The organism is Streptomyces sp. NBC_00878 (assembly GCF_026341515.1).
In the GTDB taxonomy this organism is placed as follows: domain Bacteria; phylum Actinomycetota; class Actinomycetes; order Streptomycetales; family Streptomycetaceae; genus Streptomyces.
Genome location: NZ_JAPEOK010000001.1, coordinates 5,727,792 through 5,751,779 on the forward strand (window position 1 = coordinate 5,727,792; position 23,988 = coordinate 5,751,779).

Annotated in this window: 24 protein-coding genes and 2 pseudogenes; 8 read left to right on the plus strand and 18 right to left on the minus strand. The window is 69.9% G+C overall.

The genetic code is table 11. From position 1 onward, the window contains the following. Nucleotides 1–20: 20 nt before the first annotated feature. On the minus strand, nt 21–692 hold the full coding sequence (locus tag OHA11_RS24640; protein ID WP_266499759.1) for a nucleotidyl transferase AbiEii/AbiGii toxin family protein: 672 nt from the start codon (nt 690–692) through the stop codon (nt 21–23). Beyond that, a complete protein-coding gene (locus OHA11_RS24645; RefSeq protein ID WP_266499761.1) occupies nt 689–1,036 on the minus strand; it encodes a transcriptional regulator in 348 nt (115 codons plus the stop codon). Before OHA11_RS24645 ends, OHA11_RS24640 begins: the two co-directional genes overlap by 4 nt. 66 nt (nt 1,037–1,102) lie before the next feature. Here OHA11_RS24645 and OHA11_RS24650 point away from each other — a divergent pair, with 66 nt between their 5' ends. Both OHA11_RS24650 and OHA11_RS24655 read left to right on the plus strand, forming a co-directional pair. Then, complete coding sequence (locus OHA11_RS24650) at nt 1,103–1,603, plus strand: hypothetical protein (protein WP_266499763.1); 501 nt, start codon at nt 1,103–1,105, stop codon at nt 1,601–1,603. A gap of 121 nt (nt 1,604–1,724) precedes the next feature. Next, nucleotides 1,725–2,510, plus strand: coding sequence for an FHA domain-containing protein (locus tag OHA11_RS24655; protein WP_266499765.1), 786 nt, complete (start codon nt 1,725–1,727; stop codon nt 2,508–2,510). Between the two features lie 85 nt (nt 2,511–2,595). Here OHA11_RS24655 and OHA11_RS24660 read toward each other — a convergent pair whose 3' ends face one another. Beyond that, nucleotides 2,596–3,264, minus strand: a complete 669-nt coding sequence (locus OHA11_RS24660) for an HAD-IA family hydrolase (protein ID WP_266499767.1) — start codon at nt 3,262–3,264, stop codon at nt 2,596–2,598. Between the two features lie 82 nt (nt 3,265–3,346). Continuing rightward, entirely contained in the window at nt 3,347–4,585 is a 1,239-nt protein-coding gene (locus OHA11_RS24665; RefSeq protein WP_266499768.1) for an MFS transporter, read from the minus strand. 89 nt (nt 4,586–4,674) lie between these two features. Between OHA11_RS24665 and OHA11_RS24670 the strand changes: the two genes are divergently transcribed. Next, complete coding sequence (locus OHA11_RS24670; RefSeq protein WP_266499769.1) at nt 4,675–5,436, plus strand: DeoR/GlpR family DNA-binding transcription regulator; 762 nt, start codon at nt 4,675–4,677, stop codon at nt 5,434–5,436. A 103-nt stretch (nt 5,437–5,539) separates the two neighbouring features. Here the strand turns inward: OHA11_RS24670 and OHA11_RS24675 are convergent, their stop codons facing one another. The 7 genes and pseudogenes from OHA11_RS24675 to OHA11_RS24705 form a co-directional block, all read right to left on the minus strand. Then, the gene (locus OHA11_RS24675; protein WP_266499772.1) at nt 5,540–7,180 is read right to left on the minus strand and encodes a GMC oxidoreductase; all 1,641 of its coding nucleotides are present in this window, start codon (nt 7,178–7,180) and stop codon (nt 5,540–5,542) included. Between the two features lie 376 nt (nt 7,181–7,556). Beyond that, nucleotides 7,557–9,092, minus strand: a complete 1,536-nt coding sequence (locus OHA11_RS24680) for a fused MFS/spermidine synthase (protein ID WP_266499774.1) — start codon at nt 9,090–9,092, stop codon at nt 7,557–7,559. A 164-nt stretch (nt 9,093–9,256) separates the two neighbouring features. Beyond that, the gene (locus OHA11_RS24685; protein WP_266499775.1) at nt 9,257–10,030 is read right to left on the minus strand and encodes a polysaccharide deacetylase family protein; all 774 of its coding nucleotides are present in this window, start codon (nt 10,028–10,030) and stop codon (nt 9,257–9,259) included. A gap of 347 nt (nt 10,031–10,377) precedes the next feature. Then, a pseudogene (locus OHA11_RS24690) lies at nt 10,378–10,535 on the minus strand (thioredoxin-disulfide reductase); the annotation flags it as partial. A gap of 31 nt (nt 10,536–10,566) precedes the next feature. Beyond that, on the minus strand, nt 10,567–11,619 hold the full coding sequence (locus tag OHA11_RS24695; protein ID WP_266499778.1) for a serine hydrolase: 1,053 nt from the start codon (nt 11,617–11,619) through the stop codon (nt 10,567–10,569). A gap of 46 nt (nt 11,620–11,665) precedes the next feature. After that, nucleotides 11,666–12,502: pseudogene (locus tag OHA11_RS24700) on the minus strand (UDP-N-acetylglucosamine 1-carboxyvinyltransferase); the annotation flags it as partial. A gap of 2 nt (nt 12,503–12,504) precedes the next feature. Further along, complete coding sequence (locus OHA11_RS24705; protein WP_266499780.1) at nt 12,505–12,942, minus strand: ATP-binding protein; 438 nt, start codon at nt 12,940–12,942, stop codon at nt 12,505–12,507. A gap of 175 nt (nt 12,943–13,117) precedes the next feature. On the opposite strand from OHA11_RS24705, the gene OHA11_RS24710 reads away from it, so the two are divergent. Continuing rightward, nucleotides 13,118–14,389, plus strand: coding sequence for a helix-turn-helix domain-containing protein (locus tag OHA11_RS24710; RefSeq protein WP_266499782.1), 1,272 nt, complete (start codon nt 13,118–13,120; stop codon nt 14,387–14,389). Beyond that, nucleotides 14,386–14,931: a flavoprotein gene (locus OHA11_RS24715; protein ID WP_266499785.1), complete on the plus strand. Its 546-nt coding sequence runs from the start codon at nt 14,386–14,388 to the stop codon at nt 14,929–14,931. Before OHA11_RS24710 ends, OHA11_RS24715 begins: the two co-directional genes overlap by 4 nt. Nucleotides 14,932–15,023: 92 nt before the next feature. Here OHA11_RS24715 and OHA11_RS24720 read toward each other — a convergent pair whose 3' ends face one another. After that, nucleotides 15,024–15,824, minus strand: a complete 801-nt coding sequence (locus OHA11_RS24720; protein ID WP_266499787.1) for a hypothetical protein — start codon at nt 15,822–15,824, stop codon at nt 15,024–15,026. Between the two features lie 89 nt (nt 15,825–15,913). After that, entirely contained in the window at nt 15,914–16,546 is a 633-nt protein-coding gene (locus OHA11_RS24725) for an RNA polymerase sigma factor (protein WP_266499789.1), read from the minus strand. 763 nt (nt 16,547–17,309) lie between these two features. On the opposite strand from OHA11_RS24725, the gene OHA11_RS24730 reads away from it, so the two are divergent. After that, nucleotides 17,310–17,804, plus strand: a complete 495-nt coding sequence (locus OHA11_RS24730) for a DUF1877 family protein (RefSeq protein WP_266499791.1) — start codon at nt 17,310–17,312, stop codon at nt 17,802–17,804. On the opposite strand, the gene OHA11_RS48380 is transcribed toward OHA11_RS24730, so the two are convergent. Next, complete coding sequence (locus tag OHA11_RS48380) at nt 17,750–18,349, minus strand: hypothetical protein (protein ID WP_323186629.1); 600 nt, start codon at nt 18,347–18,349, stop codon at nt 17,750–17,752. The genes OHA11_RS24730 and OHA11_RS48380 overlap by 55 nt on opposite strands. On the opposite strand from OHA11_RS48380, the gene OHA11_RS48385 reads away from it, so the two are divergent. Next, complete coding sequence (locus OHA11_RS48385) at nt 18,336–18,602, plus strand: FMN-binding protein (RefSeq protein ID WP_323186630.1); 267 nt, start codon at nt 18,336–18,338, stop codon at nt 18,600–18,602. The genes OHA11_RS48380 and OHA11_RS48385 overlap by 14 nt on opposite strands. Before the next feature lie 33 nt (nt 18,603–18,635). Here the strand turns inward: OHA11_RS48385 and OHA11_RS24740 are convergent, their stop codons facing one another. Together OHA11_RS24740 and tgmA are read right to left on the minus strand one after the other, a co-directional pair. Then, on the minus strand, nt 18,636–19,592 hold the full coding sequence (locus OHA11_RS24740; protein ID WP_266499795.1) for an MvdC/MvdD family ATP grasp protein: 957 nt from the start codon (nt 19,590–19,592) through the stop codon (nt 18,636–18,638). A gap of 14 nt (nt 19,593–19,606) precedes the next feature. Next, nucleotides 19,607–19,798: a putative ATP-grasp-modified RiPP gene (gene tgmA, locus OHA11_RS24745; protein WP_266499797.1), complete on the minus strand. Its 192-nt coding sequence runs from the start codon at nt 19,796–19,798 to the stop codon at nt 19,607–19,609. A 905-nt stretch (nt 19,799–20,703) separates the two neighbouring features. Between tgmA and OHA11_RS24750 the strand changes: the two genes are divergently transcribed. Further along, the gene (locus OHA11_RS24750) at nt 20,704–21,939 is read left to right on the plus strand and encodes an LCP family protein (RefSeq protein ID WP_266499799.1); all 1,236 of its coding nucleotides are present in this window, start codon (nt 20,704–20,706) and stop codon (nt 21,937–21,939) included. A 402-nt stretch (nt 21,940–22,341) separates the two neighbouring features. On the opposite strand, the gene OHA11_RS24755 is transcribed toward OHA11_RS24750, so the two are convergent. Next, nucleotides 22,342–23,565, minus strand: coding sequence for a beta-ketoacyl synthase (locus OHA11_RS24755; RefSeq protein ID WP_266499800.1), 1,224 nt, complete (start codon nt 23,563–23,565; stop codon nt 22,342–22,344). Continuing rightward, the gene (locus tag OHA11_RS24760; protein ID WP_266499801.1) at nt 23,555–23,824 is read right to left on the minus strand and encodes an acyl carrier protein; all 270 of its coding nucleotides are present in this window, start codon (nt 23,822–23,824) and stop codon (nt 23,555–23,557) included. The genes OHA11_RS24755 and OHA11_RS24760 overlap by 11 nt, the downstream gene beginning before the upstream one ends. Between the last annotated feature and the right edge of the window lie 164 nt (nt 23,825–23,988).

Here is a 23,988-nt window from a genome sequence, read left to right on the forward strand (position 1 = left end):
CATCGCCGTCGTCGTGGCCTTCAGTCCTCGTGCGGGGTCTCCCCCTCCAGGAGTCGTTCACCGATGTCGTCGGCCCACGACTGTGCCCACCGACGCAGCTCAGTGATCGCTCGCTCGTCGAGCCCGTAGGCGGCAAACTCCGTGTCGTCGATCCAGTCGGCCCCGCCCAAGCGTGCTTGAAGCTCGTGCAGGTCGAAGGAGTCGCGGGCGTGGCGACGTCCAAGCTCTTCCAGCTCGATGTGGCTCCAGCGGTCCGCCGCGGCCAGTACGTCGATCAGATCCCTGGCGAGTCCCCGGTCGGCCAGTGCACGAACCTTGGTGCCGACGACATCTTCGAGGGACAGCACCAACCCGTGCTCGGTATGCACAGGGGGCCGCCAGAGTGTCTCCTTGAGGACATCGACCTCGCACTCCTCATGGCTGGCGGGATCGGTGACGATGAGCCGCGCCGACAGCGGATCCGTCTCCAGCGCTCTCACGCGCCACCCACGCTCTTCCAGGCCGGTACGCACGGCAGCGGCGATATCCTCCATGCGCTCCGGGTTCTCGGTCGCGACATCGAGATCCTGGCTGAGCCGGTCGACCAACCCATGTGCTTGGACCGCATAGCCACCGGTGAGCGCCAGAGGGTAGACACCGCCGACATCGAGGACATCCGCAAGCAAGCGACGGTGCAGGTCCGTGAGGTTCACGCAGCGGCCCGGGCTCCGTGAGCCAGCTCGTCGAAGGAGCTCTCCCACACCTCCCGGACATCACGGCTGACCAGCGTGCGCAGTGTGGGCCACAGGCTGACCAGAAGTTCGCGATGGAGATACCGGACCAGATCGTCGTGCAGACCCTCGGCCAGGACGATCCGGTAGTAGCTCATCCGTAGCCGGGGCTGATCGAGATCGAATGTGGTCAGCCCCGACCACGCCAGATGCAGCGGCAGGGTCACTGTGCCGTGCTGAGGGCCGACGAGCTCGGAGAGCGCGGCAGGTGCACGCCGAGCGAACTTCGCACGGCGAAGATCAGAGAGACCGGGCTGTGTTGCCATACGTCGATTATGGGCCACCAGGCCGACCTGATTCTGACCAATCCGCCATTCAACGCTCTCGGGGCCATGCCGAAGCCGCGTGAGGGCATCGACTGGCCGTATGGACCGCCTCCACCGGGTAGCCCTGCCTTCGCCTGGCTCCAGCACGTCCTGGTGTCGCTCAAGGGCGAGGGCCATGCAGCCGTGGTGATGCCGGTCAGCGCGGGCGCCTCCGCGGACAACCGGGACCGCGGCTTCGGTTCCTGGGACTGCGACTGGTCGAGCGACGACGGCAGCCGCGCGGTGGAGATCCAGTTCAGCCGGGACAACTCCCTGGACGCCGACGACGGAACGCCGGTGAACGTCGTCGGCACGAAGAGCTACTTCGTCGCGGACGAGGCCGAGGACGACAGCTGCACCGTACGGACTCCGCACCGCACCTACCGGAACTCGGTCGGCGACCCCACCACCGAACTCTTCCAGCTGACCGTGTACGCCCCGCAGCCGGACAGGCAACTGTGCGACACCGCAACGGAGTTCGCCGCCGTCGTCGTACGGAACATCGCGAAGCGACTGCCGGAGGCGTGACATGACCGAGCCGGGAATGGCACGGAGACGGCCGGGGGAGCGGGGGCCGGGGGACCGACGGCCGGGGGAGCGGGGGCCAGGGGAGCGGGGGCCAGGGGAGCGACGGCCGGGCGAGCGGGGAATGCCCGCTTCGGGCGGCGGCCGGTTCCTGCCCGCCACCCACGGGAGCCTCGCCCGGGGCGCGTCCGCGCCGCTGCCCGGCACCCTCTTCGCCCTCGCACTGACCGGAGGCATGACGCTGGGACCCGGGGACGGGCGCGAGGTCCTGTTCGGCCGCAACCGGCCCGAGGTGCACGTCTGCCTCGGCGAGGACGACCCCCAGCTCAGCCGCCACCAGGGCACGCTCACCCACCGGGACGGCCGCTGGTGGGTGAGCAACGCCGGGCGGCTGCCGATCCGGTGCGCCGGGGCCCGCCTGCTGTTCCGGGGCGAGGAGCCACTGGCGCTCGACATCGGCTACACCCCGCTGTTCGTGGGCGGTTCACGTGGCCGCGAGCACTTGTTGGAGGTCTTCGTCACCGGCCCCGAGGGCGAGCGGCCACTGCCGCGACACGGTGACGTCACCCGCCCGCCCCGGGTGTGGGTGCTGACCGAGCAGGAGAAGCTCGCCCTCGTCGTGCTGGGCCGGCGGTACCTGCTGCACGAGCCCCGGCCGCAGCCGCTGACCTGGAGACAGACCGCCGCCGAACTCGCCGAGTCGCAACCGCACGCGGGCTGGACGGACAAGCGCGTCGAGCACCTGGTCAACGGCGTCCGCACCCGGCTGTCCCGCGACGGAGTGCCCTGGCTGACCCGCGAGGAACTCGGCGAGCCCCTGGGCAACGCCCTCAACGACAACCTGATCCGCGCACTGCTGTCGTCGACCACGCTCGTACCGATGGACTTGGCCCTGATCGACGCCGCCTGACGCGTGCTCACGGTGCCTCGTGTCAGGTCTCGGGTGCCAGGTCTCGGGCGTCAGGTGTCAGGTCTCGGGTGTCAGGTGTCAGGTGTCATTTCCGCGTGGGGCGTCGAGTGGGCAACCAGGTGTCGATGACGGCTGCCAACTCGTCGCGGTCGGTGAAGACGTGTCCGTTCATACCCACGGCTTGCGCGGCGCGTACGTTCTCCTCGCGGTCGTCGACGAAGAGGAAGTCGGCCGGGGCGGCCCGCAGGGCGATGACGCAGTGATGGAAGGCTGCCGGGGCCGGCTTGGCCGCCTTGATCTTCCCGGAGAAGGCAACGTGGTCCAAGGTGTGCAGCCAGGGCTGTGCTGCGAGGAAGGCGTCCGCGTGGTCCGAGGGGATGTTGGACAGCAGGGCGACCTCGGTGACGGCGCGGAGGGACTGGGCGTAGGCGACCATCCGGTTGTCCACGCGCGACCAGCTGTCGATGTCGGTGAGGCGCAGTTCCTCGATCGTGTCGGCGTCGATGGACAGGGACGGGGACAGAGACAGGGACAGGGGCGGGGACGGGGACAGTGATCGCAGTACGGCGGTCCAGTACTCGGGCGCGGACTGCTGACCGGCGTCGTAGGGCGGGCGGCAGGCCCAGTAGGCCGTGGTGAAGGCGTCGGTGGGTGCGTGACAGCGGGCGGCCATCTGTGCCAGGGCGCCCGGGCGTTGGAGGCGGGCGATGACCCCGAAGAGGTCGAACAGCACGATGCGTCGGTCGGTGGGCATGGTGAGGGTTCCTCCGGGTTCTGGCGGCCGGGGCGGGAGGAAAAGCCTGTGCGGCACGGAGTGAGCCGTGCCGCACAGGCGGTCAGTGGCTGCCGTGTGCCATCTCGCGCGTGCGGCGCGTGCGGTCGGAATCGGTGCGCAGGATCCCGGCGGCCACAGCGGTGATCGCACACAGCAGGATCAGCAGTACGAAGGTGTGGTTCAGGGCGGTGAAGTGGGTCAGCCAGCCGATGACGGCGGGGCCGGCGAGCATGCCGACGTAGCCGAGCCCGGCGACGCGGGAGACATTGGCCCCCGCGGCGGAGGGGTCGGCGTGCCCGGCCGCGCTGAACAGCTGCGGGACACAGCCGGACAGCCCCAGACCGAACAGCGCCCACCCCGCGAACGCGGCCCACGTCCACGGGAAGACGGTCACGATCGCGATGCCGACGGCAGCCGTCGCCGCGCCGTAGCGCAGGATCGCCATGGACCCGAACCGGGCGACGAGGCGGTCGGCGAGCAGCCGGCCGATGGTCATGGTCGCCGCGAAGGTGCCGTACGCGAAGGCGGCGGTGCTCGCGGGCGCGCCGAGGACGTCCTTCAGATGCAGCGCGCTCCAGTCGTTGGCGGCTCCCTCGCACAGCATGACCATCAGAGCCAGGACGGCGAGGATCCAGATGCGCCCGCTGGTGCCGCGGCGCACGGCGGCCGCCGCCTCTGGCCCGGCCTCCCTCGTGGAGTCGGCCTCCCGTGCAGAGTCGGCGTCGGTGTCGGCAGCCACAGGCGCGGCCGGCAGTAGGGCGCGTGCCGACACCAGGGCGGTCACGATGCCCAGGGTCCCCATGGCGGCCATGCCCGCGGCAGGGCTCAGACCGGCGCTCGCCGTGGCAGCTCCGACGAGCGCGGCGAGGACGCCGCCGACCGAGAACGTGGCGTGGAAGGCCGACATGACGGGCCGCCCGTACGCCTTCTCCACGTGCACGGCGTGGGCGTTCATGCTCACGTCCAGGCAGCCGTTGCAGAACCCGAAGACCAGCAGGGCACCTGCCAGCGTCCACGGTTCCCGGGGAAGGCCGGGCAGCACCAGGGCCGCGCTGCACAGCACGCCGGTGGCGGGGACGACGATGCGCGCCCCGAGCCTGTCGGTCAGACGCCCGGCCACCTGCATACCGATGAAGGCCCCCAGCCCCAGCAGTACCAGCAGCCCCCCGAGCGTCGCGTGACTGATGCCCACGCGCTCCTCGATGGCGGGGATGTTCACCACCCAGGTGCCCATCAGAGTGCCGCAGAGGCTGAAGTAGACGAAGGTCGCGACGCGGGCGCCCCGAAGCGGATGATTCATGGAATCCACCGTAACGAACATCTGATGCGATCGAATACTGGCACTTCGCACACATTGAATGTTCGTTTCGTGTGGTGTTCAATCGCGGCATGAGCAACGCAGACCGGCACGGGATGATCGCGCAGGCCGTGAGGGAGTCGGGAAGGATCACGGTCCAGGAGCTCGCCGAACTGACCGGCACCTCCGAGATGACCATCCGGCGCGACCTCGACACGCTGGCCGCGCAAGGTGTCCTCGAGCGCGTCCGTGGCGGGGCGCGCACCCTGCTGCTCAGGGGCCAGGAGCCGCCTTTCGCACTGCGTGCCCACGAGGCCGTCGACGCCAAGCGCCGCATCGCCGCCGAGGTGTCCTCGCTCATCGCCGACGGCGAGACCGTCCTCCTCGACAGCGGCACCACCTGCCTGGAGATCGCCCACCTGCTGCGCCGCCGGCCGGTCACGGTGATGGCCCTGTCCTTGCAGGCCGTCCACGTACTGGGCGAGGGCCCGAGCCCGGCCACGCTGATGGTCCCCGGTGGGCAGCCGCGCGCAGCCGAGGGAGCCCTCACCGGCCCTCTCACCCTCACGTCCCTGGCGGCGCTGCGCTTCGACACCGCCGTCATGGGCTGCTGCGGTCTGAGCGCGGCCGACGGCCTGACCGCGTACGACCTCGACGACGCGGCCGTGAAGAAGGCCGGCATCGCCGCCACGCGCCGCATCATCGTCGCGGCGGACGGCAGCAAGCTCGGCCACACCGCCTACGCCCACGTCGGCCCCGCCACACTCCTGCACACCCTCGTCACCGACACCACGGCACCGGCCGACGAGGTCACGGCACTCGAAGGCACCGGGGTCGTCGTCAGGGCCGTCTGATGGGAAGCGACGGCCCCACAGGTGTCCGTACGGCGCCCGTACGGACACCTGTGGGCGCCCGTACGGCGCTCGGACGGCGCTCGGACGGGACGCGGGAACGGTGTCAGAAGTCCTCGGCGATGACCTTCTCGATGTTGCGCTCGGCGAGCGCGGTGATGGTCACGAAGGGGTTGACGGTGACGTTGCCGGGGATCAGCGCGCCGTCCATCACGTACAGACCCGAATGGCCTTGCAGGCGGCCGTAGTTGTCAGTGGCCTTGTTCAGGACCGCGCCGCCCAGGGGGTGGTACGTGAGATGGTCGCCCCAGATCTTGTAGGCGCCGAAGAGGTCCGTGCGGTAGATGGTCCCCTCGGTGGCGTTGATCTTGTCGAAGATGGTTTTCGCCATGTCGATGGACGACTGCTTCCACGCGGTCTGCCAGTTCAGTTCCACCTGTCCCGTCGACGCGTTCCAGGTGAACCGGGCGCGGTGGGGATTGTTGGTGATCGACAGATAGAACGACGCCCAGGTCTCGATACCGGTCGGCAGCGGCGCCACCTCCGCGAACGCACCGCCCGCGGCCCAGTTGTCGATGCCCGATGTCGGCATCGACGACTGGAGCGCTCCGGTCGGGTCCCACAGGTGGTTGGCCCGGCCGCACATGACGTTGCCGTTCTCGCCCCAGCTGTTGCCGATCTCGCTGTTGAGGCCGGGCAGCGCGCCCGTCGCCTTCAGCCGGACCAGCAGCTTGCTGGTGCCGACGCTTCCGGCGGCGAAGAACACCCGCTCGGCGAGCACGGTCTTGGTGGTGGTGACGGCTCCGTTCGTGTCGAGCTGCTCGATGGTCACGGAGTGGCCGCCGGTGGCCGGCGTCACCGTGGTGACCCTGTGCAGCGGTGAGATGGTGACCCGGCCGGTGGCGAGGGCCCGCGCGAGATAGGTCTTCTGGAGGGACTTCTTGCCGTAGTTGTTGCCGTACAGGATCTCGGCGGCCAGGGCCGACTTGGGCACCGTCCCCGCGGCCTCCCGCTTCATGTAGTCCCAGTCGTAGACGCTGGGGACGAACCTGAACGGGAAACCGGACCGTTGCGCGTGTTTGCGGCCGACGCGCGCGTACTGGTAGCAGTCCGTCGTCTCGAACCAGGCCGGGTCGATCGTGCCGACGCCGAGCGCGCTGTTCGCGCGCGGGTAGTACACGTCGTACATCTCGTCGGCGTCGACCGAGGGGAGCACCCCGGGGAACCGGGACCGGTCGGGCGTCACCGCCATACCGCCGTTGACGAGGGAGCCACCTCCGACGCCCCGGCCCTGGTACACGATGATGCCGCCCATGTCCTCGGCATCGAGAATGCCCGTGTACTTCGGCACGTCCTTGTCGAGCGGGAAGCCGAGGAACTGGCTCACCGGCTGCTTGGTGCGGGTCCGCAGCCAGAAGGACCGGTAGTCGGGGCTGGCGGTGTTGGCGAAGATCTTCCCGTCCGTTCCCGGGGTGTCCCAGGCCATGCCCATTTCCACCATGTGGACGTCCACGCCGGCCTGTGCGAGTCGCAGTGCGGTGACGGAACCCCCGTATCCGGTTCCTATCACGAGTGCGGTGACCTGTGCGCCGGGTTCGATCAGGTCGGCCTTCCGGGGGAGCGCGGCGGCGGTCGGGATGTCCAATGCGCCCAGAGCGGCGGCGCCTAGAATAGAACCAGTTCCTCCAATTATTCGGCGTCGGGTCAAACCTCTTCCTTGCAGTGTGTTGGCATGTCTGGTGCCCACGTAGATCTCCTTCCTCTTGCATAATCGAAACGAGTTCTACTAAGAGGAGTGAAATAAGTCACGAGAAACCTACGGGTAACTTAAGTGTTTTGAACGGGTTTTTCGCCTCAGGAATTAACCGATAACGCACCCCTCCCTCTGGCATCAATTCAAAATCGTGAATCATGCCTTGCGGAGCTGATCCCTTTGCGATTTCGCCGCGTGCGGGTTCCCTCGCCGGACGAGATCGCCGCCGTCCTCAGGGAGTCACACGGGGACGTGTGTTTGCCCGCCGAGCCTGACGAGCCCGACGTGCCCGCCGGGGCCGTCCGTCGGCACCTTGTGCGTGGGGGGCAGCTTGTTCAGATGCGTCGCCGGGACCTGGACGCGTGTCCTGTCACCGTCTGCTCCGTGGGCTGGAGGGCTGGAGGAGCTGGTCGACGGGTGCGTAGTCGTCGGTGAGCAGTTGGGCATCGCCGATCCAGGAGGTGAGGTCCTCGCCGGTGGCGATCTTCCAGCCGGTTCGCCGGGCGTCCAGCGCTTCCTGGGTCGCGCGCAGATCGACTGGTCGGTCGGAGGCGAGCACCACCAGATTGCCGCCCTCGGGCGTGGTGGTCGGGTCGAGGCCGATATCGGCGGGTTCGCCGACGAGGGCCACGTGCTCGAAGGTCTCGCCGAGAGTGGCCACTTCGGCACGTGCGAAGTCCATACGACCGTGATCGATGAGGTTGGCGACGTACAGGCCGTCCTCGTCGAGCACGCGCCGCACGTCTCTCATCGCTTCCACCGTGGTGAGGTGCCACGGCACGCTGACACCCCCGAAGGCGTCGCCGACGACGAGGTCACGACCACCGGCGTCCAGTCGCCGCAGGCCGAGCCTGCCGTCCTCGGCGCGTACCTCGATACCGGCTTCCGGTCCCAGACCGAGTTGGTCGCGGTTGATGCGTACGACCCCGCTGTCGATCTCGGACACAAGGCTGCGCGTCCCGGGCCGGGTGGCCGCGAGGTAACGGGGAAAGGTGAGCCCGCCGCCGCCCAGGTGGTGGGCGACCAGTGGCTCACCCTCGGGAAAGGCGGCATCGACCACCGACGCGATGGCGCGCACATACGCGAACTCGAGGAAGGTCGGGTCGTCGATGTCGACGTAGGAGTGTCGCAGGCCGTCCAGAACGAGTGTGCGGCCGCTGTCCCGGTCGGGGTCCGCGACGACCCGTGCGCAGTGGTACTTGGTCTCCGTGTCGCAGGCACCGGGCGCGACCGTGGTGGCGAGGCCCCCGGCGACGACCACGAGTGTGAGGGCAGGGGTGCCGCTCCAGCCGCGCGTTCGCCACTCGACCAGCGCCGCGCCGACCACCAGTAGTGTTCCGAGGCCGATCAGTATGCCGCTGACCGATAACCGCGATACGAGGACGAAGCCGGTGAGGACGGTGCCGAAGATGGCGCCGACGGTACCGACGCCGGACAGCCGGCCGACCACCGTTCCGGTCTCGGCGAGGCTGGTGAGACGGAGCTTGGTCACGATCGGCGTCACCGCGGAGAGCAGCGCGCCCGGCACGAGGATGGTCAGCGACGCGATCAGAAAGAGCAACGCCGGCGCCCACTCGGCGGTGGTGCGCAGCACGGCAGGGGTGACCGCCACGACCGCTCCCGACACCCCGAGCGAAGGACCTATGAGCCGACGTGGATCGACCTGGTCGGCGACGAGCCCACCCAGCCACGAGCCGAGGGCGATCGCGGTGAGGGCGATGCCGATCACCATGGTGCTGGTCTCAAGGGTGAGACCGAGGTAGGGAGCCAGCAGCCGCAGGGCGACGATCTCGACCACCAGGACCGCGGCCGAAGACCCGAACACAAGCGCGGCAGCGGCACGGGAACCCAGGCCGTAGTCGCGAGGCGGGCCCTCGGCGACAGGCGAGGACGACGATCCGGTCACGGGCGCCATCCTCGCATGCGACTCATCGACGGAACAGCACGGTGAAATCCTCGTTCCTTCAGCCACCTGGTGCTGTGACCGGGAAGGTTCACGGCCGCCATCCTCAAGGACACGATGGCCGGCGTCAGGACACCGCTGTGGCACCGCAGTGTCTGGGCCGGGGCTCAGTGCACCGGGAAGCCGAAGGAGTAGCCCTGCTCCGTGAGCCGGGGGAGGATCCGGCGCAGGGCCTCGACGGTCTGGGAGCGGTCGCCTCCCGCGTCGTGGAAGAGGAGCGTCGGCCCGTTCGGCACCTCCCGCTCGACGGTGGCGACGATGGCGTCCGTGCCCGGCCGCTCGAAGTCCTTGCTGTCCACGTTCCAGCCCAGCGGGCGCATGCCGCGGGAGGCGGCGAGCGCGCGGCTGGACGGGGTGAAGGCCCCGCCGGGCGCCCGGTAGTACATCGGTCGTACGCCCCCGGACGCGTCGGTGATCATGCGTTCGGCGTCGAGGATCTGCTGCGACTGGTAGGCCTGGGACTTCTTGTCCATGGTCGTGTCGTGCGACACCGAGTGGTCGCACAGCCGGTGTCCGGCCGCGACCACCTTCTTCACGAGGTCCGGGTGGGCCTGCGCCTGCGTCCCCACCATGCAGAACGTGGCCTTCACTCCGTACTCCCGCAGCACGTCGAGCACTTGAGGGGTCCACACGGGGTCGGGACCGTCGTCGATGGTGATGTTGACGCCGCGCGCCCCCTTGTCCGAGGCGTGCGCGATGGTCACCGCGACCGGCTTGACGTCACTGCCAGGCGTGGCCGACGCGTTCGCCTTCGGCGACGAACCGCCCACGGCACCGGCCTGCGCGGTCCACATCGAGGCACCGGTGGCGAGCAACGCCACCCCGAACGCCGCGCCGAGCACCTTGCCGTACCAGCCCCGCCCGCCGTTGTGCCGTGCCATGTCCGCCCCGCTTTCACACAGTTCGCCGATTCCTTGGTCAACTCGCGACCATCCGACAGGACGAGGAGTGGCGGCCACTGGATGCGTCGGTTACCGACCAAGGACAATTCCGGGGTGGTTCCCGGACAACCGAGCGAGCAGCGGGCAGACTCAGGCCGCTCGGCCAGATCCCGCCTCCCCGCCTCCCCGGCACCGCCACCGCCAACGGCGCGCGCACCGCGACGGCCCGCCAGAGCCGACGTCCTCAGCCGAGTGGAGTACCGCTCACGTCGGTGATGCCGCCGGGCGGACACCGCCGCTCGCGCCGGGGCCATTCCAGAGGGTCGCGGTCGTGGAAGAAGAAGCAAGTCGCAGATGGCGCACCAGGACACGCCCCGACAGGACAGCTCGTCCTTGTTTGCGGCAGGCCGAGCTTGCGGTAGCCGGGGCCGATCGCGACGATCACCGTCTTCGCGCGGTGCACGGTGCCTGTGGTGTCGGTGACGGTCTTGATGCCGCCGGTCAGTCGCCTGGCCGACCTCTGAAACCGACTCGGCTCAGGCGAAGGCCAACGAGCGGAATGTGTTGCGGACGTGGGTGAGCGGCTCGCGGTCGCGGGTGTAGTAGAGCTTGTTGGTGAGCAGAGTCGCCCATCGGTCCTTGCCGGGTGAGATCCAGATGCCTGTGCCGGTGAAGCCGTAGTGGACCCAGATGTCGTCGGTCTCTGGCGCGGTGCCAGGGGCCGGGTGCCAGAACAGGCCGCGGGGCGGAGTCAGTTCGCCGGTGTGGATCCGCAACGACTCCTTGATCCAGTCCGCGCCGAATCCGGGAGCCTCGACGGACCTGGTCGGCGCGAGCAGGTGGCGAAGGAACGTGGCGAAGTCGTCGAGGACGGAGAAGGCGCCCGCGATGCCGCACACCCCGCCGAGCAGGCGGGCGGAGAAGTCGTGAGCGGTGCCCTTGAGATGGGTTGCTGTGCCGTCGTCGAGTTCGGTGGGTGCGCAGCGCCGGACTGTGACAGTGGGCAACGGCCCGAAGCGGGTCTGCGGCATGCCGAGGGGGTGCCACACGTGGTGCGTCGCGAGGTCGTCGAGGCTCTGGCCGGAGAGGTGCTCGGCGAGGTAGCCGAGGATGAGGGCGGCGCGGTCGGTGTACTCGACCGCCTCGCCTGGTGGCCGATGCGCGGCCTCGCGGAGGACGCCGTCGCGGACGTCCTGGGGATCGGTGCCGTACAGGTTCTTCAGGTTGGCCCGGAGCGGGACGCCGGCGGTGTGGGTGAGCAGGTGGCGAGCGGTCACCTGGGCCAGAGGGTGCCCGTACACCTCGGGCCAGAAGTCGCCCAACGGCGCGTCGAGTTGGAGCTTCCCGTCCTCGACGAGGCAGCCGATCGTCGACCACACGGCGAGGATCTTGGTGAGGCTGGCTACGTCGAAGACGGTGTCGTGCCGCATGGGCTCGCTGGGCCGCTCGGGATCCAGGACGCCCGCGGTGCCGCTGGCCGTGGTGCCGAGGCTGTCGCCGACGGCCCAGACGGCGCCTGGGTGGACCTTGTCGCGGACGCCGTCCTGGAGGAGTTGTTGGATGCCGTCGGTATCGAGGTCGAGCGCCATGGTCTCCCGATCGATCGTGGGCCGTGCTGTGTGGTGTCCCAGTGCCCAGCGGGCCGACGTCCTTGCCGCGCACCCCCTCGATGCGTGCTGTGCCTCTGGTCGCCGCGATCGCGCACGCCAGTGTGCCTGCCTCGATCTTGTCGCCGGGTACATCCCAGGCGATGTCGTTGCTCTGACCTGAGGACGGCGGTGCAAGAGTGAGGAGATGCTCGTCGGTCCGGGTCTCCCAGCCCACCGAGTTCAGTGCGTTGAGCACGCACAGGACCTCCGGAGAGAGGTTGGGCCCGCTCAGCCTCAACGGGCGGCCGGTCGTGACACCGCGCAGCACGGCGGCCACGGTCGCCCCGCGGGAGCGGAACGGCAGCACCAGGGACACGCTGCCGATGCGCGGCGCGACGGACTCGACGCGGTAGCCGGAGTCGTCCATCGCGCTGCGGTCCCCGAACGCCTCGTACACCTTGAAGTGCAGGTCCATCCCGCGCGCGCCGATCCGGCAGCCTCCCGGCCAAGGCAGCCGTGCCTCACCATGGCGGGCGAGCAGGGCGGGCACCAGGTAGTACGAGGCGCGGATGTGAGCGGCCTGGGCCAGTACAGGAGATGTGCATCGGCTCTCCGTCGGCAGGAGTACCGCGGTCGTCGGCTCCCCGACAGGCTGTGCGACGTGCCAGCCCGCCTGTTGCAACAGGGCGAGCATGATCTGGACGTCCGTGTTGGCCGGGATGTTGCTCAGCCTCACCGGGCGGCCCAGGGCTGCCGCTGTGGCCAGCAGTGGTAGGGCGGCGTTCTTCGAGCCGTCCACGGTGACGGTGCTGGCGAGCGGGGGACCGGGGCGTACGGCGATCACTTCGGCAGCCCTGGCCGGGGTGAAAGCGGTGGTTGTCATGGTCAACTCCTCTGCAGGGGAAGGGAGATAGCGATCTCCCGATCCGGGGTGGTAGCCAGGGCGATCTCGGCCCAGCACCGCTTGCCCGCGGGCGTCGGCTCGGCGCCATACCGGTCGGCCAGGGCGGCGACGAGGAACAGACCGCGGCCGTTCTCGCTGCACTCGTCCGGGAGACCGAACCGGGGCAACACCGGGCTGGAGTCGCAGACCTCGACGCGCAGGACGGCTTCGACGAGCCGCACAGTCATCGAGATCTGGCCGGGACCGGCGTGGCGGACCGCGTTGGTGACCAACTCGCTGATCGTGAGCGCGGCCATGTCCACCACCTCGTTGTCCAGCTCCGCCTCCCAGCGCTGTATTGCCTCCACGGCCTGGTGCCGGGCGGCGGTGACCGCGGTTGGAGTGGCGGGTACGGACAAAGTGAGCTGGTGCGCTGCCATGAGCGGCCTCCCGAGGTTGGTGCGGCCACACCACGCAACCAGCCCGTCGCGGTGGGTGGTTGGCCCAGGTGCCTGCGCCGCATCGGTCATGCAGAAGCTGCATCACCGCGCGATACGGCTGATCTACGCTCGGTTGAGCAGGCAGGATCGGCGACGGCGGAAGGGGCCGTGGCAGGTGGCCGAAGCACACAGCGAAGCGAGACGGATCGGCGAAGTGATCCGTCAGGCACGGGTGTTACGGCGACGCTCGCAGAAGGACGTCGCCACCGCGCTCGGATACCACCAGTCCAAGCTGAGTCGCTTGGAGGGCGGCCGCGGTACGGAGGACATCCGCGTTCTGCGTGCCGTCGCACAGGAACTTGAGATCCCGCCACAGCAGTTGGGCCTCGCCGCTGCGCCCGATGTCTCCGCCACCGATCCTGAAGCCGAAGACATGCACCGCCGAACCTTCCTCGCCGCGAGCATCGCCGCACTCGCGACTCCGGCCGCCTCAGCCGCGGCCCACGACGACCTCGTCCGGGCGCTCCTCCCGGGCCTGAGCCCTACGAGCATCGGGCCTCCCATGGACACCACGGTGCTCCGCGAGCGGGTCGGCGCGGCCCGCAGGCTCTTCTACACCTGCGACTACACGGAACTGGAGCGCTCTCTCCCCGGCCTGATCGCCGACCTGCGGCTCGCCTCCAGCGGTGCGGTGGACAGCGACATCCTGTCCGCGCTGTTGGCCACGGCGTACCAGACCTCGACCAGCCTTTTGCTCAAACAGCATGACCAGGGAAATGCCTGGCTCGCCGTCGGCCGTGCGATGGCCGAAGCCGAACGCTCCGGGGACCCGGTCGTCCTCGCCTCCAGCGTCCGCGTGCAGGCCCACGTCCTGGCCCGCGAGAAGCACACCACTCAAGCCGTCACCCTCGTCCGCCACACAGCCGACCAACTCACCGGCTCCTACGACCAACGCTCCCCGAAGTACCTTGCGGCTGTAGGACTGTTGCTGCTGCGCGGCGTGACCGCGGCCAGTGGCGGAGGCGACCGCGCCGCCACCGGGGACTTCCTCGCCGAGGCCAAGGAAGTGGCCCGGTATGTCTCCCTCGACCAGCCCGACGCATGGGCCAACTTCAGCCCCACCAACGTAGCGCTTCACGAACTCAGCGCCTTGGTGGCCTTCGGCGACTCCGGGCTCGCCCTTCAGGCAGCCCGCCCCCTCATGCGCCGCCACATCCCCGTCCCCGAACGCCGCGCCGCCCTATGGGTGGAGACCGCCCGCGCCTACAGCCAGCAGGGCCGCCTCTCCGATGGCTACCAATCCCTTCGCATCGCCGAGACCTGTGCCGCCCAAGACGTCCGCCGCCCCGCCGTCCGCGACCTGGTCGCCGACATGGCCGCCCGCGACCACCGCCGTACCCTGCCGGAACTGCACCGCTTCAGCCGCCAACTGGGAGTCCCTGCGTGACCGAGCCGAACGCCCCGGAGAAGAAGCCCTTCCTGTACGTCGTCGTCTGCGCGTGTGGCATCGCAGGTGACGTCGGCAAGCTGATCAACACTGTGCAGGAACGGCACTGGGACGTCGGCGTCATCGCCACCCCACAGGGCTTGGGCTTCCTCGACACCGAGACGATCGAGGCACAGACGGGCTACCCGATCCGCTCGGCCTGGCGCACGCCTGGGGAGGCCCGCCCTTTGCCGCCCGCGGACGCGATCGTCGTTGCACCGGCCACGTTCAACACGGTCAACAAGTGGGCCGCCGGCATCTCGGACACCCTCGCCCTGGGCGTCCTGTGCGAGGCGTACGGCTTGGGCATCCCCACAGCAGTCCTGCCGTACGTGAACTCGGCCCAGGCCGCTCACCCCGCCTATCGCCGGAGTCTGGGCCAACTGCGTGAGATGGGTGTCCTGATCGGCGGCTACGTGCCTCACCGGCCGAAGGCCGGTGGTGGGGCGGACCGTTTCCGTTGGGAGGAGGCGTTGGAGCTGCTGGTTCCGAAGATGCGATAGGCAACCGTCGAGGGGCGGGAAGGGCGAGGAACTGCAGGCCCTGGAGCGTGCCGCCCCCGAACGGTGAGTGGCCCGGCCGATGGGCGCAGGGGCTACTCGCCCTTCCCGCCGCTTGCCTTGCCGTTGCCGGTCCCGTTGTCCGCGCCGCCGGCGTCGTTGCCGGAATTCCCGTTGCCCGACGTGCCGGTGTTCCCCGTCGTGCCCGTGCCGGCGTCCGCAGCGCCCTCGCCGGGTTTGCCCGTGTCGCCGGACTTGCCCGGTGCGGCTGTCGCCCGTGCCAGCTGCTCGGCGCAGTACGCGGCGACCTTGCTCTCGCCGCCCGCCGCCGCGACGAGTTGCTGCCAGGCCGTCGCGTCGAGCGCCTTGCCGCGGTCCTTGACGTGTTCGTAGGCGCGGCAGTGGGCCTCGGTGTCCTGGGCGGTGGCCGGGCCGTCCGTCGGTCCGACGCCGGCGGAGGAAGCCGACGAGGTCTCACCGCTCGGCCGGGCCGGGGCGGACACCGAGGGGTGCGGGGTCTTCCGGTCGGCGCCGGCGCCGTCCGTGGACGAGCCGGCCGAACCGATGGCCGCGACCGCGACACCGCCCAGGGCGAGGCTGGCGAACACGGCGGCGAACGTTGTCTTCACGGGGCGCCCGGTTCGCCGCTCCGCGGGCTGCCGCCAGTCGTCCCGGCGCCGGGTACACGCCCGATGCCCGTCCGTGCCACGAGCGGCCCGGAAGGCGGCGACGGCCCGCTGCTCGGCCTCGGGGGCGAGATCGGCTCCGCGCAGGGCGGCGGCGAGCACCGTCTCCAGCGCGGTGTCGTCACGCACGTCCCACGGGGCGGACACGGCGTCGTCAGGGTGCACACATCGACGGCCCGGCACTCCGTCGCCGCTCAGCCGTTCACCCATGTCCGCTTCCGTTCCTGTCCGACATGTTCGATTCACCTGGCGTTCCGGGCCCTGCTGCCCGTCCGCCGGCCCACTGTCGCGGGCGTCGTTCACTTCGACTCCCCCAGCGTCCCGGAAGCCTCATCCGTCACACCCTCTGCCACCTGGCCCCCGACGCCCAACTGGTGGGCGAGGCGTTTCAGACCTCGGTGGGCGGCGGTGCGCACCGCTCCCGGGCGCTTGCCGAGGACGCGCGCGGCGGCGGTACCGTCCAGGCCGACAACGACTCGCAGGAGCACGGCCTGCGCCTGGTCCTTCGGCAGCCCGCGGACCAGTTCCAGGGCCCGCTCGGTGGAGAGGGTCTCCAGCGCCTGGTCATGGGTGTTGTGCGGGTCGGGCAGGTTCAGGACGTCCTGTTCGGTCCCTCCCGACCGGGGCCGCACGCGCTGGCGGCGCAGATGGTCCAGTGCCCGGTGCCGGGCGATGGTCGCCGTCCAGCCGCGGAAACCGGCCCCGTCCCCCTTGAACCGTCTCAGGTCACGGGCGATCTCCAGCCAGGCGTCGGACGCCACGTCCTCCGCGTCCTCGCCGACGAATCCGCGCAGATAGCCGATCAGGCCCGGCTGCACGATCCGGTAGGCGACCGCGAAGGCGGTCTCGTCCCCGTCCTGGGCCCGCGCGACTGCCGCGCCCAATTCCCCGTCGTACGTCTGCACGCGGCGGGATTGCCGTGCCTGGCCCAAGACTGTCCTCGTTCGTACCTGGTTCAAAGCGAGTCCGTTCCGTCCGACGAGCCCCGTTGGCATCGACGGCCCCATTGAGACCAGCGCGCGTTCTCACGGAAATGTCACAACGCATCACGTGTCCCTCACGTCGTCGTCGGAGCTCCTGTGGCGTGGGCGGCGAAGCCGCGAGGCCCGTCGGCAGCTCCAAGGGAACGGCGACGTAAGGACGTTGAGCCGATCCGGACGCCGGGTCGGACGCCGGTCCGGGCGGCGTTGCGGCGCAGCGACGCCCGGCGAATCCGCTGATCGGGCACCTGTGCGCAACCCGTGCCGTCCCGGCCGGGTGACGTATCGCGCCGGCCGTGCGCTGTGTGAGTACCGAGTCCGTACCGGACCGCCCGACGGTGATCGGTGATCGGCGATCGGTGATCGCCGGGCCGGACGTCGTGCCACGACCACTCCCGAACTCTCTCCGCGTCGCTCTGGACTCCCCCCGGGAGCGACATGGAGAGGGGCAGGAGCGGCCGGACCCCAACCACTGCATGGGGTCCGGCCGCCCCACACGCCGTTCGGACCGACGGCGGACGATCACCTCACCCGCGTACGCCCCGAAGCCGCGCAGCGGGGCGTACGCGGGTGATCCGTCACCTGGTTCTCCGGGGTTCCGGCACCTGGCGCAGCGCCGCCTCCTACCTTGCCGCACGACGGCCGGGGGGCTTCCCGGAACGCGGCGTGCGCCGGGCGGAGTGACGCTCCGGCGTCCCCGTGCGCTCCCTCTGTGATGAGCCTCTACTTCCATTTGCGAGCGGTGCCGCCCCCGGCACTGCGCAACAGCGCGACCTGGCTGGAACGGCTGTTCGGGGACGACTCGGACACCGTCCGGCACCGCCTCGACCGGCACCGCGAGGAGGTGCTGGACAAGCGTTATCTGGACCAGGAACTCCTCTACGCCGGCGATCCCCCGCACCGTGCGGAGGATCGACCCCAGGCCCAGGTGGTGCTCGGCGGTCGGCCGGTGTTCCACCCCGATCGGTACAAGCCGCCGTTCCTGGTGCTGACGGCGGGCCAGGCGCACCGGGTGGCCAGATTCCTGACGATGGCCGACTTCGACGCGCTGTGGGCCTTCGCCCGAGACGAACTGCTGCCGCGCTACGGCGGCGTCACAGCAGAGCCCGACACGCGGGGCGTTTTCGCGGCGGCGCATCGGGAGCTGACAGAGTTCTACGCGCAGACGGCCGCGTGCGGAGACGCGGTGGTGAAGTGGCTGCCGACCTGAAGCACGCGGCACACGGACTCCCGTGCGGACGGCGACGTTGTCGCCGTATTGCTGTCGGCGACCACCGGCGGGGTGAGTCCCCGCTCGGCGAGTCCGTCGAGCAGGTCGAGCTGCTGCTTGCTACGGTGCGCCACCCCGTCGGGTACCCCGGGGGCCTGTGATACCCAGGCGCTCCCGTGCGCTGTGAGTCTCGTGAAGAAGAAGCATCCAATCCGCCATGCCGTGCTGGCCACCGCCGCCACGGTCTCCGGCATCGTGCTGCTGCTCTCGCTCAAGCCGACGACGGACCCGGCGCTCACGAAGGGCTCCGACCCCACGGCGGAGATCACGGCCGACGCCTCGACGCCTCCCTCCCCGTCCTCCCCGTCCTCCCCGTCCGCTTCGGCGGCCTCGCCGACGAAGACGCCCACGAAGCGCGCCGCTTCCTCCCCGAGCCCGTCGGCGTCCCGGCCCGCTGCGGCAGCACCCACAAGGACCACCAGCGCCCCCGCTGCTTCGAAGACGACGTCGGCCGCGCCCACCACCCGTTCCGTGACCGGGTCCACGGCACAGACGAAGTACGGCCCGGTCCAGGTGCGGCTCACCCTCGCCGACGGCCGCATCACCGGGGCGAGCGCCGTCCAGGTCCCCGACGAGACGGCGCGGAGCAGGGACATCTCCTCCGACGCCGTCCCCAAGCTCAACCAGGAGACCCTGGCGGCGCAGAGCGCGGACATCGACTCGGTGTCCGGTGCCACCTACACCAGCGCGGGCTACGAGCAGTCCCTGCAGAGCGCCCTGGACCGGGCCGGCCTCTGATCCGACCCGGCAGAGCCGTCCGGCCGCGCTCCCTCACCACCGCCTCTCGGGACGACGGCGTTCCTCCTTGGGCTGTGACAGCCACCGGGCGACCGCCTCCGAGATCGGCTGGCCGGTCGCCAGCTCGACGAAGCCGAACTGGCCGCCCTGGTTGCACTCCAGGAACCACCAGATGCCGTCCTCGTCCTCGGCGAAGTCGAAGGCGGCGTACGCCAGTCCGGCAAGGGCCACGTAGTCGAGCACCGGTTTGCCGATGCGTTCGGGTACCGGGACCGCCTCCCAGGCGTGCTCGGTGTCGCCGTAGCGCCCGTCGACCTGGCCGGGCTCGGCCGTCTTCCGCGCGGCGAACAGCCGGGTACCGACGCAGGTCAGACGAATGTCGGCGCGCTTGGGTATGTACCGCTGCAGCAGCGCAGGACCGGCCGCTACGGTGGAGAAGTCCGCGTCGGGGCCGATCAACGTGGTGGGCAGGGCCAGTCCGGGATCGCCGGGCGGCGGCCCGGAGGCGGACTTCACCACCACGTCCCGGTGCTCCTCGGCGAACTGCTGTGCCAGGCGCGGCGAGGTGGTGAAGACCGTCGGTGGTACGGCGAAGCCGCAGAGGTGAGCGACTCTCAACTGCCATGGCTTCAGGCGGGCCTGGTCGGCGTTGCGCGGATGGTTCATCCATCGCGTGGAGGCGGAGTAGAGCATTCCGTACAGGGCCTGACGGGTCTCGGCGGTCAGCCACGGCGAGGGGTGTGCCGCGTGCGCGGCCGGTTCGCCGGGCCTGCGCACCCATACGGAGCGCAGACCTCTCGTGCTGAGCACATGTCCGTTCACCGACAGGTGGCCGTCGAAGTCGCCGTGGGCGTAGTCGGCGGACAACACGGCCTTGCCCGGCAGATCGGCGGGGTCCAGCCGGATCGCGGGTGCCCCCGTCTCGTGCAGCTTGGCCACCACCATGTCGGCGGTCACGTCCTCCTCGGACGTGAGGATCAGCACGGTCATGCGGCCACCGGTCGTCAGTCGTCGAAGTGGGTCTGGGAACCGGCGGTGGACGTCGTCGTGCCGGCCGCCAGGAGCAGGGCGCGGTCGCTGACGGCCGGGCGGCCGTCGGGAAGCACGTTCAGCTGGCGCGAAGCGTCGAAGCGGTACGGCGTCACCACGGGTCGAAGCACCTTCGGGGAGGTGTAGTTGAGGGTGAACGGTCGCACTGGAGACCTCCAAAGTCGCACTTGCCTGCGTACAGTCCCTTACGCGTTTGTTGCGTAAGGAATTCATCACTTTCTGCCACATCGGGGTGAAGGTCGTCACATTGTCTGTCGCCTTCATTCGCATCACCTGCATCGTTTGCATGCACCTTCCCCACGAGTCACACATCGAATTGAGCGCCCCTAACGTCACTGGGCCACCAAGGGTGACGGCGCCCTCACTCCCGGGCGATCGCGGCGACCCCCTTTCACGCACAAAACAACGGCCATGCAAGGCAAGTCGGGCTTGGGTCCTTTCGGCACGGCCCCCACGGGCTGCCGACATGGCTTGGGGGCCTACCGGGGTTCGAGGATGCCCTCATGCATGTGTGCTGCCATGTGTGTGCTGCCACGTGTGTGCTGCGGCCAATGGGCCGCCGGTCGGCCGAATGCCGCGTGCGCCCGCACGGATTGCCGCGCCCGGACACGTCGGGGCTGTCGCGAGACACACTTCCCCGCAGCTGTACAGGCCAGCGCACCGGAGGGGCCAGGTGTCACAGTCCCCGCGGCGGGGCGGCGTACGCGCTCGTTCGGACACACCCGCGGCATAGGTCGTGGCTACACTCGCCGCCCATGCAAGAGGTCGACCGGAAGACAAACCAGCTGAAAATGCTCCATCGTTCATCGTGCGCCGACACCTGCGACCGGCGCGGAAACGCCCGCTGGAACGCCCGGTGGCGGGGGCCCGTCGTCGCGGACCGCTCTGTCGGCCCGACGCCCTCGGTCGACGCAGGCGGGCGACGCACCGCGCGGCCGTCACGGGCGGCAGTAACTCGCCGGAGCCGTACCGACAGCCGGTCGCCGCACGAGAGCTGTCGTCGAGGTGATCGGCGACGCGATTTCGAGTTGATCAAGGAGTGGTTCAACCCATGAGCGACCGGCCGGGCTCGTGGCCCGATGGCAGTGCTCGGGCCGTGGAGGCGCAGCCGCCTCGCGTGATCAGGGGAGAGGTGTCGCAGCGGAGCACCCATCCGTTCGAGGCGCCCCCCGGACCACAACCCGTCACGCCCGGTCCGGCTCCGGGTCGGGCGACCGTCCCGCGGCGGCCCGACGGCCGTACCGTCGGGCAGAACGGCGGCGCCCACGCCTCCAGGACCAGACCCGCCTGGGTACGCCCCAGCCGGCGCCGCCGGATCGCACGGCTGCTGGCGTACCTGCTCTGCCTGCTGCTCGCGACCGGCGGAGGCACCTACGCCTGGGCCGACTTCGAACTCAACCGGGACGTCGACCTCGGCAAGCTCACCGACCGTCCGCCGCAGGGGAAGGGAACCACGTATCTCATCGTGGGCTCGGACAGTCGTGACGGTCTGTCCGAGCAGGCGAAGAAGGATCTGCACACCGGAGCGGGCGGTGGCGGCCGCACCGACTCGGTGATCCTGCTGCACAAAGGTGCTCACGGCACCACGATGGTGAGCCTGCCGCGTGACTCGTGGGTGACCCTCCCGTCGTACGTCGACCCCGACACCGGCAAGCACCACCGGCCGGCGAAGAACAAGCTCAACGCATCCTTCTCGCTGGGCGGCCCCCAACTGCTCGTACGCACCATCGAGCTCAACACGGGCCTGCGCATCGACCACTACGCGGAGATCGGCTTCGGGGGCTTCGTCGGCGTCGTCGACGCGGTCGGCGGCGTGGAGATGTGCGTGGACAGGAACATCAAGGACAAGAAGTCGGGTCTTGACCTGACGAAGGGCTGCCACAACCTGGACGGCAGAAGGGCGCTCGCGTTCGTCCGCCAGCGGCACCAGGAGGCCCAGGGCGACCTGGGCCGCACCCGGAACCAGCAGAAGTTCCTCGCCGCACTCGCCCACAAGGCCTCCGCACCGGGCACCGCGCTCGATCCGTTCCGTACCTATCCCGCCCTGGGCGCGGTGCTGGACACGCTCGTCGTGGACAAGGACATGCAACTGCAGACACTCGCGTCACTGTTCCAGGCGATGAGAGGCGTCACCGCCGGCCATGGCGAGCAGCTCAACGTCCCCGTGTCCCGCGTCGGTTTCGGCACGTCCAAGGGCGGTGCCGTGCAGTGGGACACACCGAAGGCGAAGAAGCTCTTCACCGAACTGAGGAACGACCGGCCGGTGACCATCGAGGACAAGAACTGACGGGCCGGGGGCGAAGCCCTGAGATCTCACCCTGATCCATCAAGCGGTAGGCCGAGGGGCCGAGGGGCCGAGGGTTCCACTACGGGCTCCTGGTACGTAACACAGCCAGCCAGCCAGCCAGCCAGCCAGCCAGTCCGTACGGGCGAAGGCCGCAGCGCTCAATCTGCGGGTGATCCCCTCGGTATAGACCCCATGCTTGATCACTTCCCGCGCATCGGCCGCAGTCCCCAACGGCACCGCTGGTGCCGAAAAGACAGACTGATGCTCCGCGTAGGACAAGTCCCCTACACCCGTGTCTCCGATGCCCCACCGCGACAATGTCGCACTCGGCGGCCGACTGGACTTGGTCGCCGATCAGGCTTCCCCCGTACCCCGTACCCCGTACCCCGCACCCCGTTCCCGTCAGTCGGTTGTGAACAACAGGACGGCGTTCTGGCCGCCGAAGCCGAACGAGCAACTGAGGCCCGCGTTCCCGGCCACTGGCCGTGGTCGGCCGGCGACGATGTCCAGCTTGTGATCGCCGTCCTGGCCCTCGAAGTTCGCCACGGGCGGCACTGCCCGACGGTTCAGGGCGAGGACCGTGTACGCCGCCTGGATCGCACCCGCCGCCCCGAGAGCATGGCCGATCACGCCCTTGGCGGCCGTCACGGGCGGCATGTCCTTTCCGAAGACCCGGGTGAGAGCCGCGGCCTCGGCCGCGTCGTTGTGCCGCGTGGAGGTGCCGTGCGCGTTGACGAGGCCCACGTCTCCCGGATGGCATGCCGCGTCCTCCAGTGCGACGCGGATGGCCCGGACCGCTCCGTGCCCCTGGGGGTGCGGGGCCACCGGATGGTGTGCGTCCGCGCCGGCGCCGTATCCGCGCAGCACGGCCTGGACCGGTGCCCCGCGGGCGCGGGCGTGGGAGAGGCGTTCCAGTACGAGGACGGCGGCGCCCTCCCCGAGCACGAAGCCGTCCCGTGCCGCGTCGAACGGCCGACTGGCCAGCCGCGGGTGTTCGCGCCGCCGGGACAGCGCCCGCATCCGGGTGAAGCAGGTGGCCGTCATACGGGAGCGCGCGGACTCGCTTCCGCCGGTCAGCACGATGTCGCACGTGCCGGACCGCAGCAGGTCCCGCGCGACACCGATCGCGGTCGCGCCCGAGGCGCAGGCGCTGGACGTGGTGAAGTTCGGCCCCTGGGCGCCCAGGTCGATCGCGACCTCGCCCGCTGCCATGCTCGGCACACTGCGCGGCAGCGCGAGCGGCGAGACCCGCTCGGGCCGTTCCGCGCCGAGATGGCAGAACTCGGTGACGTACGTGGCAAGGCTGTTGGACCCGACACCCAGCACGACCCCGACCCGCTCCGCCGGCCAGCTGCCGGTGTCCAGTGCGGCGTCGGCGACGGCCCGTCGGGCGGCGGTCAGGGCGAACTGGATGTACCGGTCCACGCGCCGGGCGAGTGACCGGCCGAGTTCGGCCGCAGCGTCGAATCCGGTCACCTGACAGGAGAAGTCGACGGGCAGCCCGGTGAGTTCGGGATCCGGGGCGGCCAGTGAGCGGCCCTGGCACAGGGCCGCCCAGTTCGCGTCCGCCGTGTGCCCCGCCGGAGTCACCAGGCCCAGCCCGGTGACCGCGATCTCAGGCCGCATGCTCGAACGCCCGCGCCGCCTCACCGAGCGTGGAGGCCGGGAACAGGTCCAACTCACCCTCGGCCAGGACGATCCCGAACTCCTGCTCCGCCGCCACGACCAGTTCCATCAACGACATCGAGTCCATCCCGAGGCTTTCGAACGTCGTCGCGGCGGTCAACTGCTCCGGCGCCACATCGACATCGAGGTGATCGCTGAGCAGGGCGACGAGCCGCTCGGGCAATGCCCGCTCACCGTCCGTTTCCGCTGCCTGTGTCATGCCGTGATCTCCCATTCCGTCGAATCACGTGATCATCGCAGTAGCAATGACTTGCTATCGCGCCCGGGTTGGCGGGGGCCGGCCGCGAAGGCACGTCCCGCCCAACGCCGGAAGTCCCGCCAGGGCACGAACTGCCGTTTCAGTAAAGGAGAATCGGCGTATTC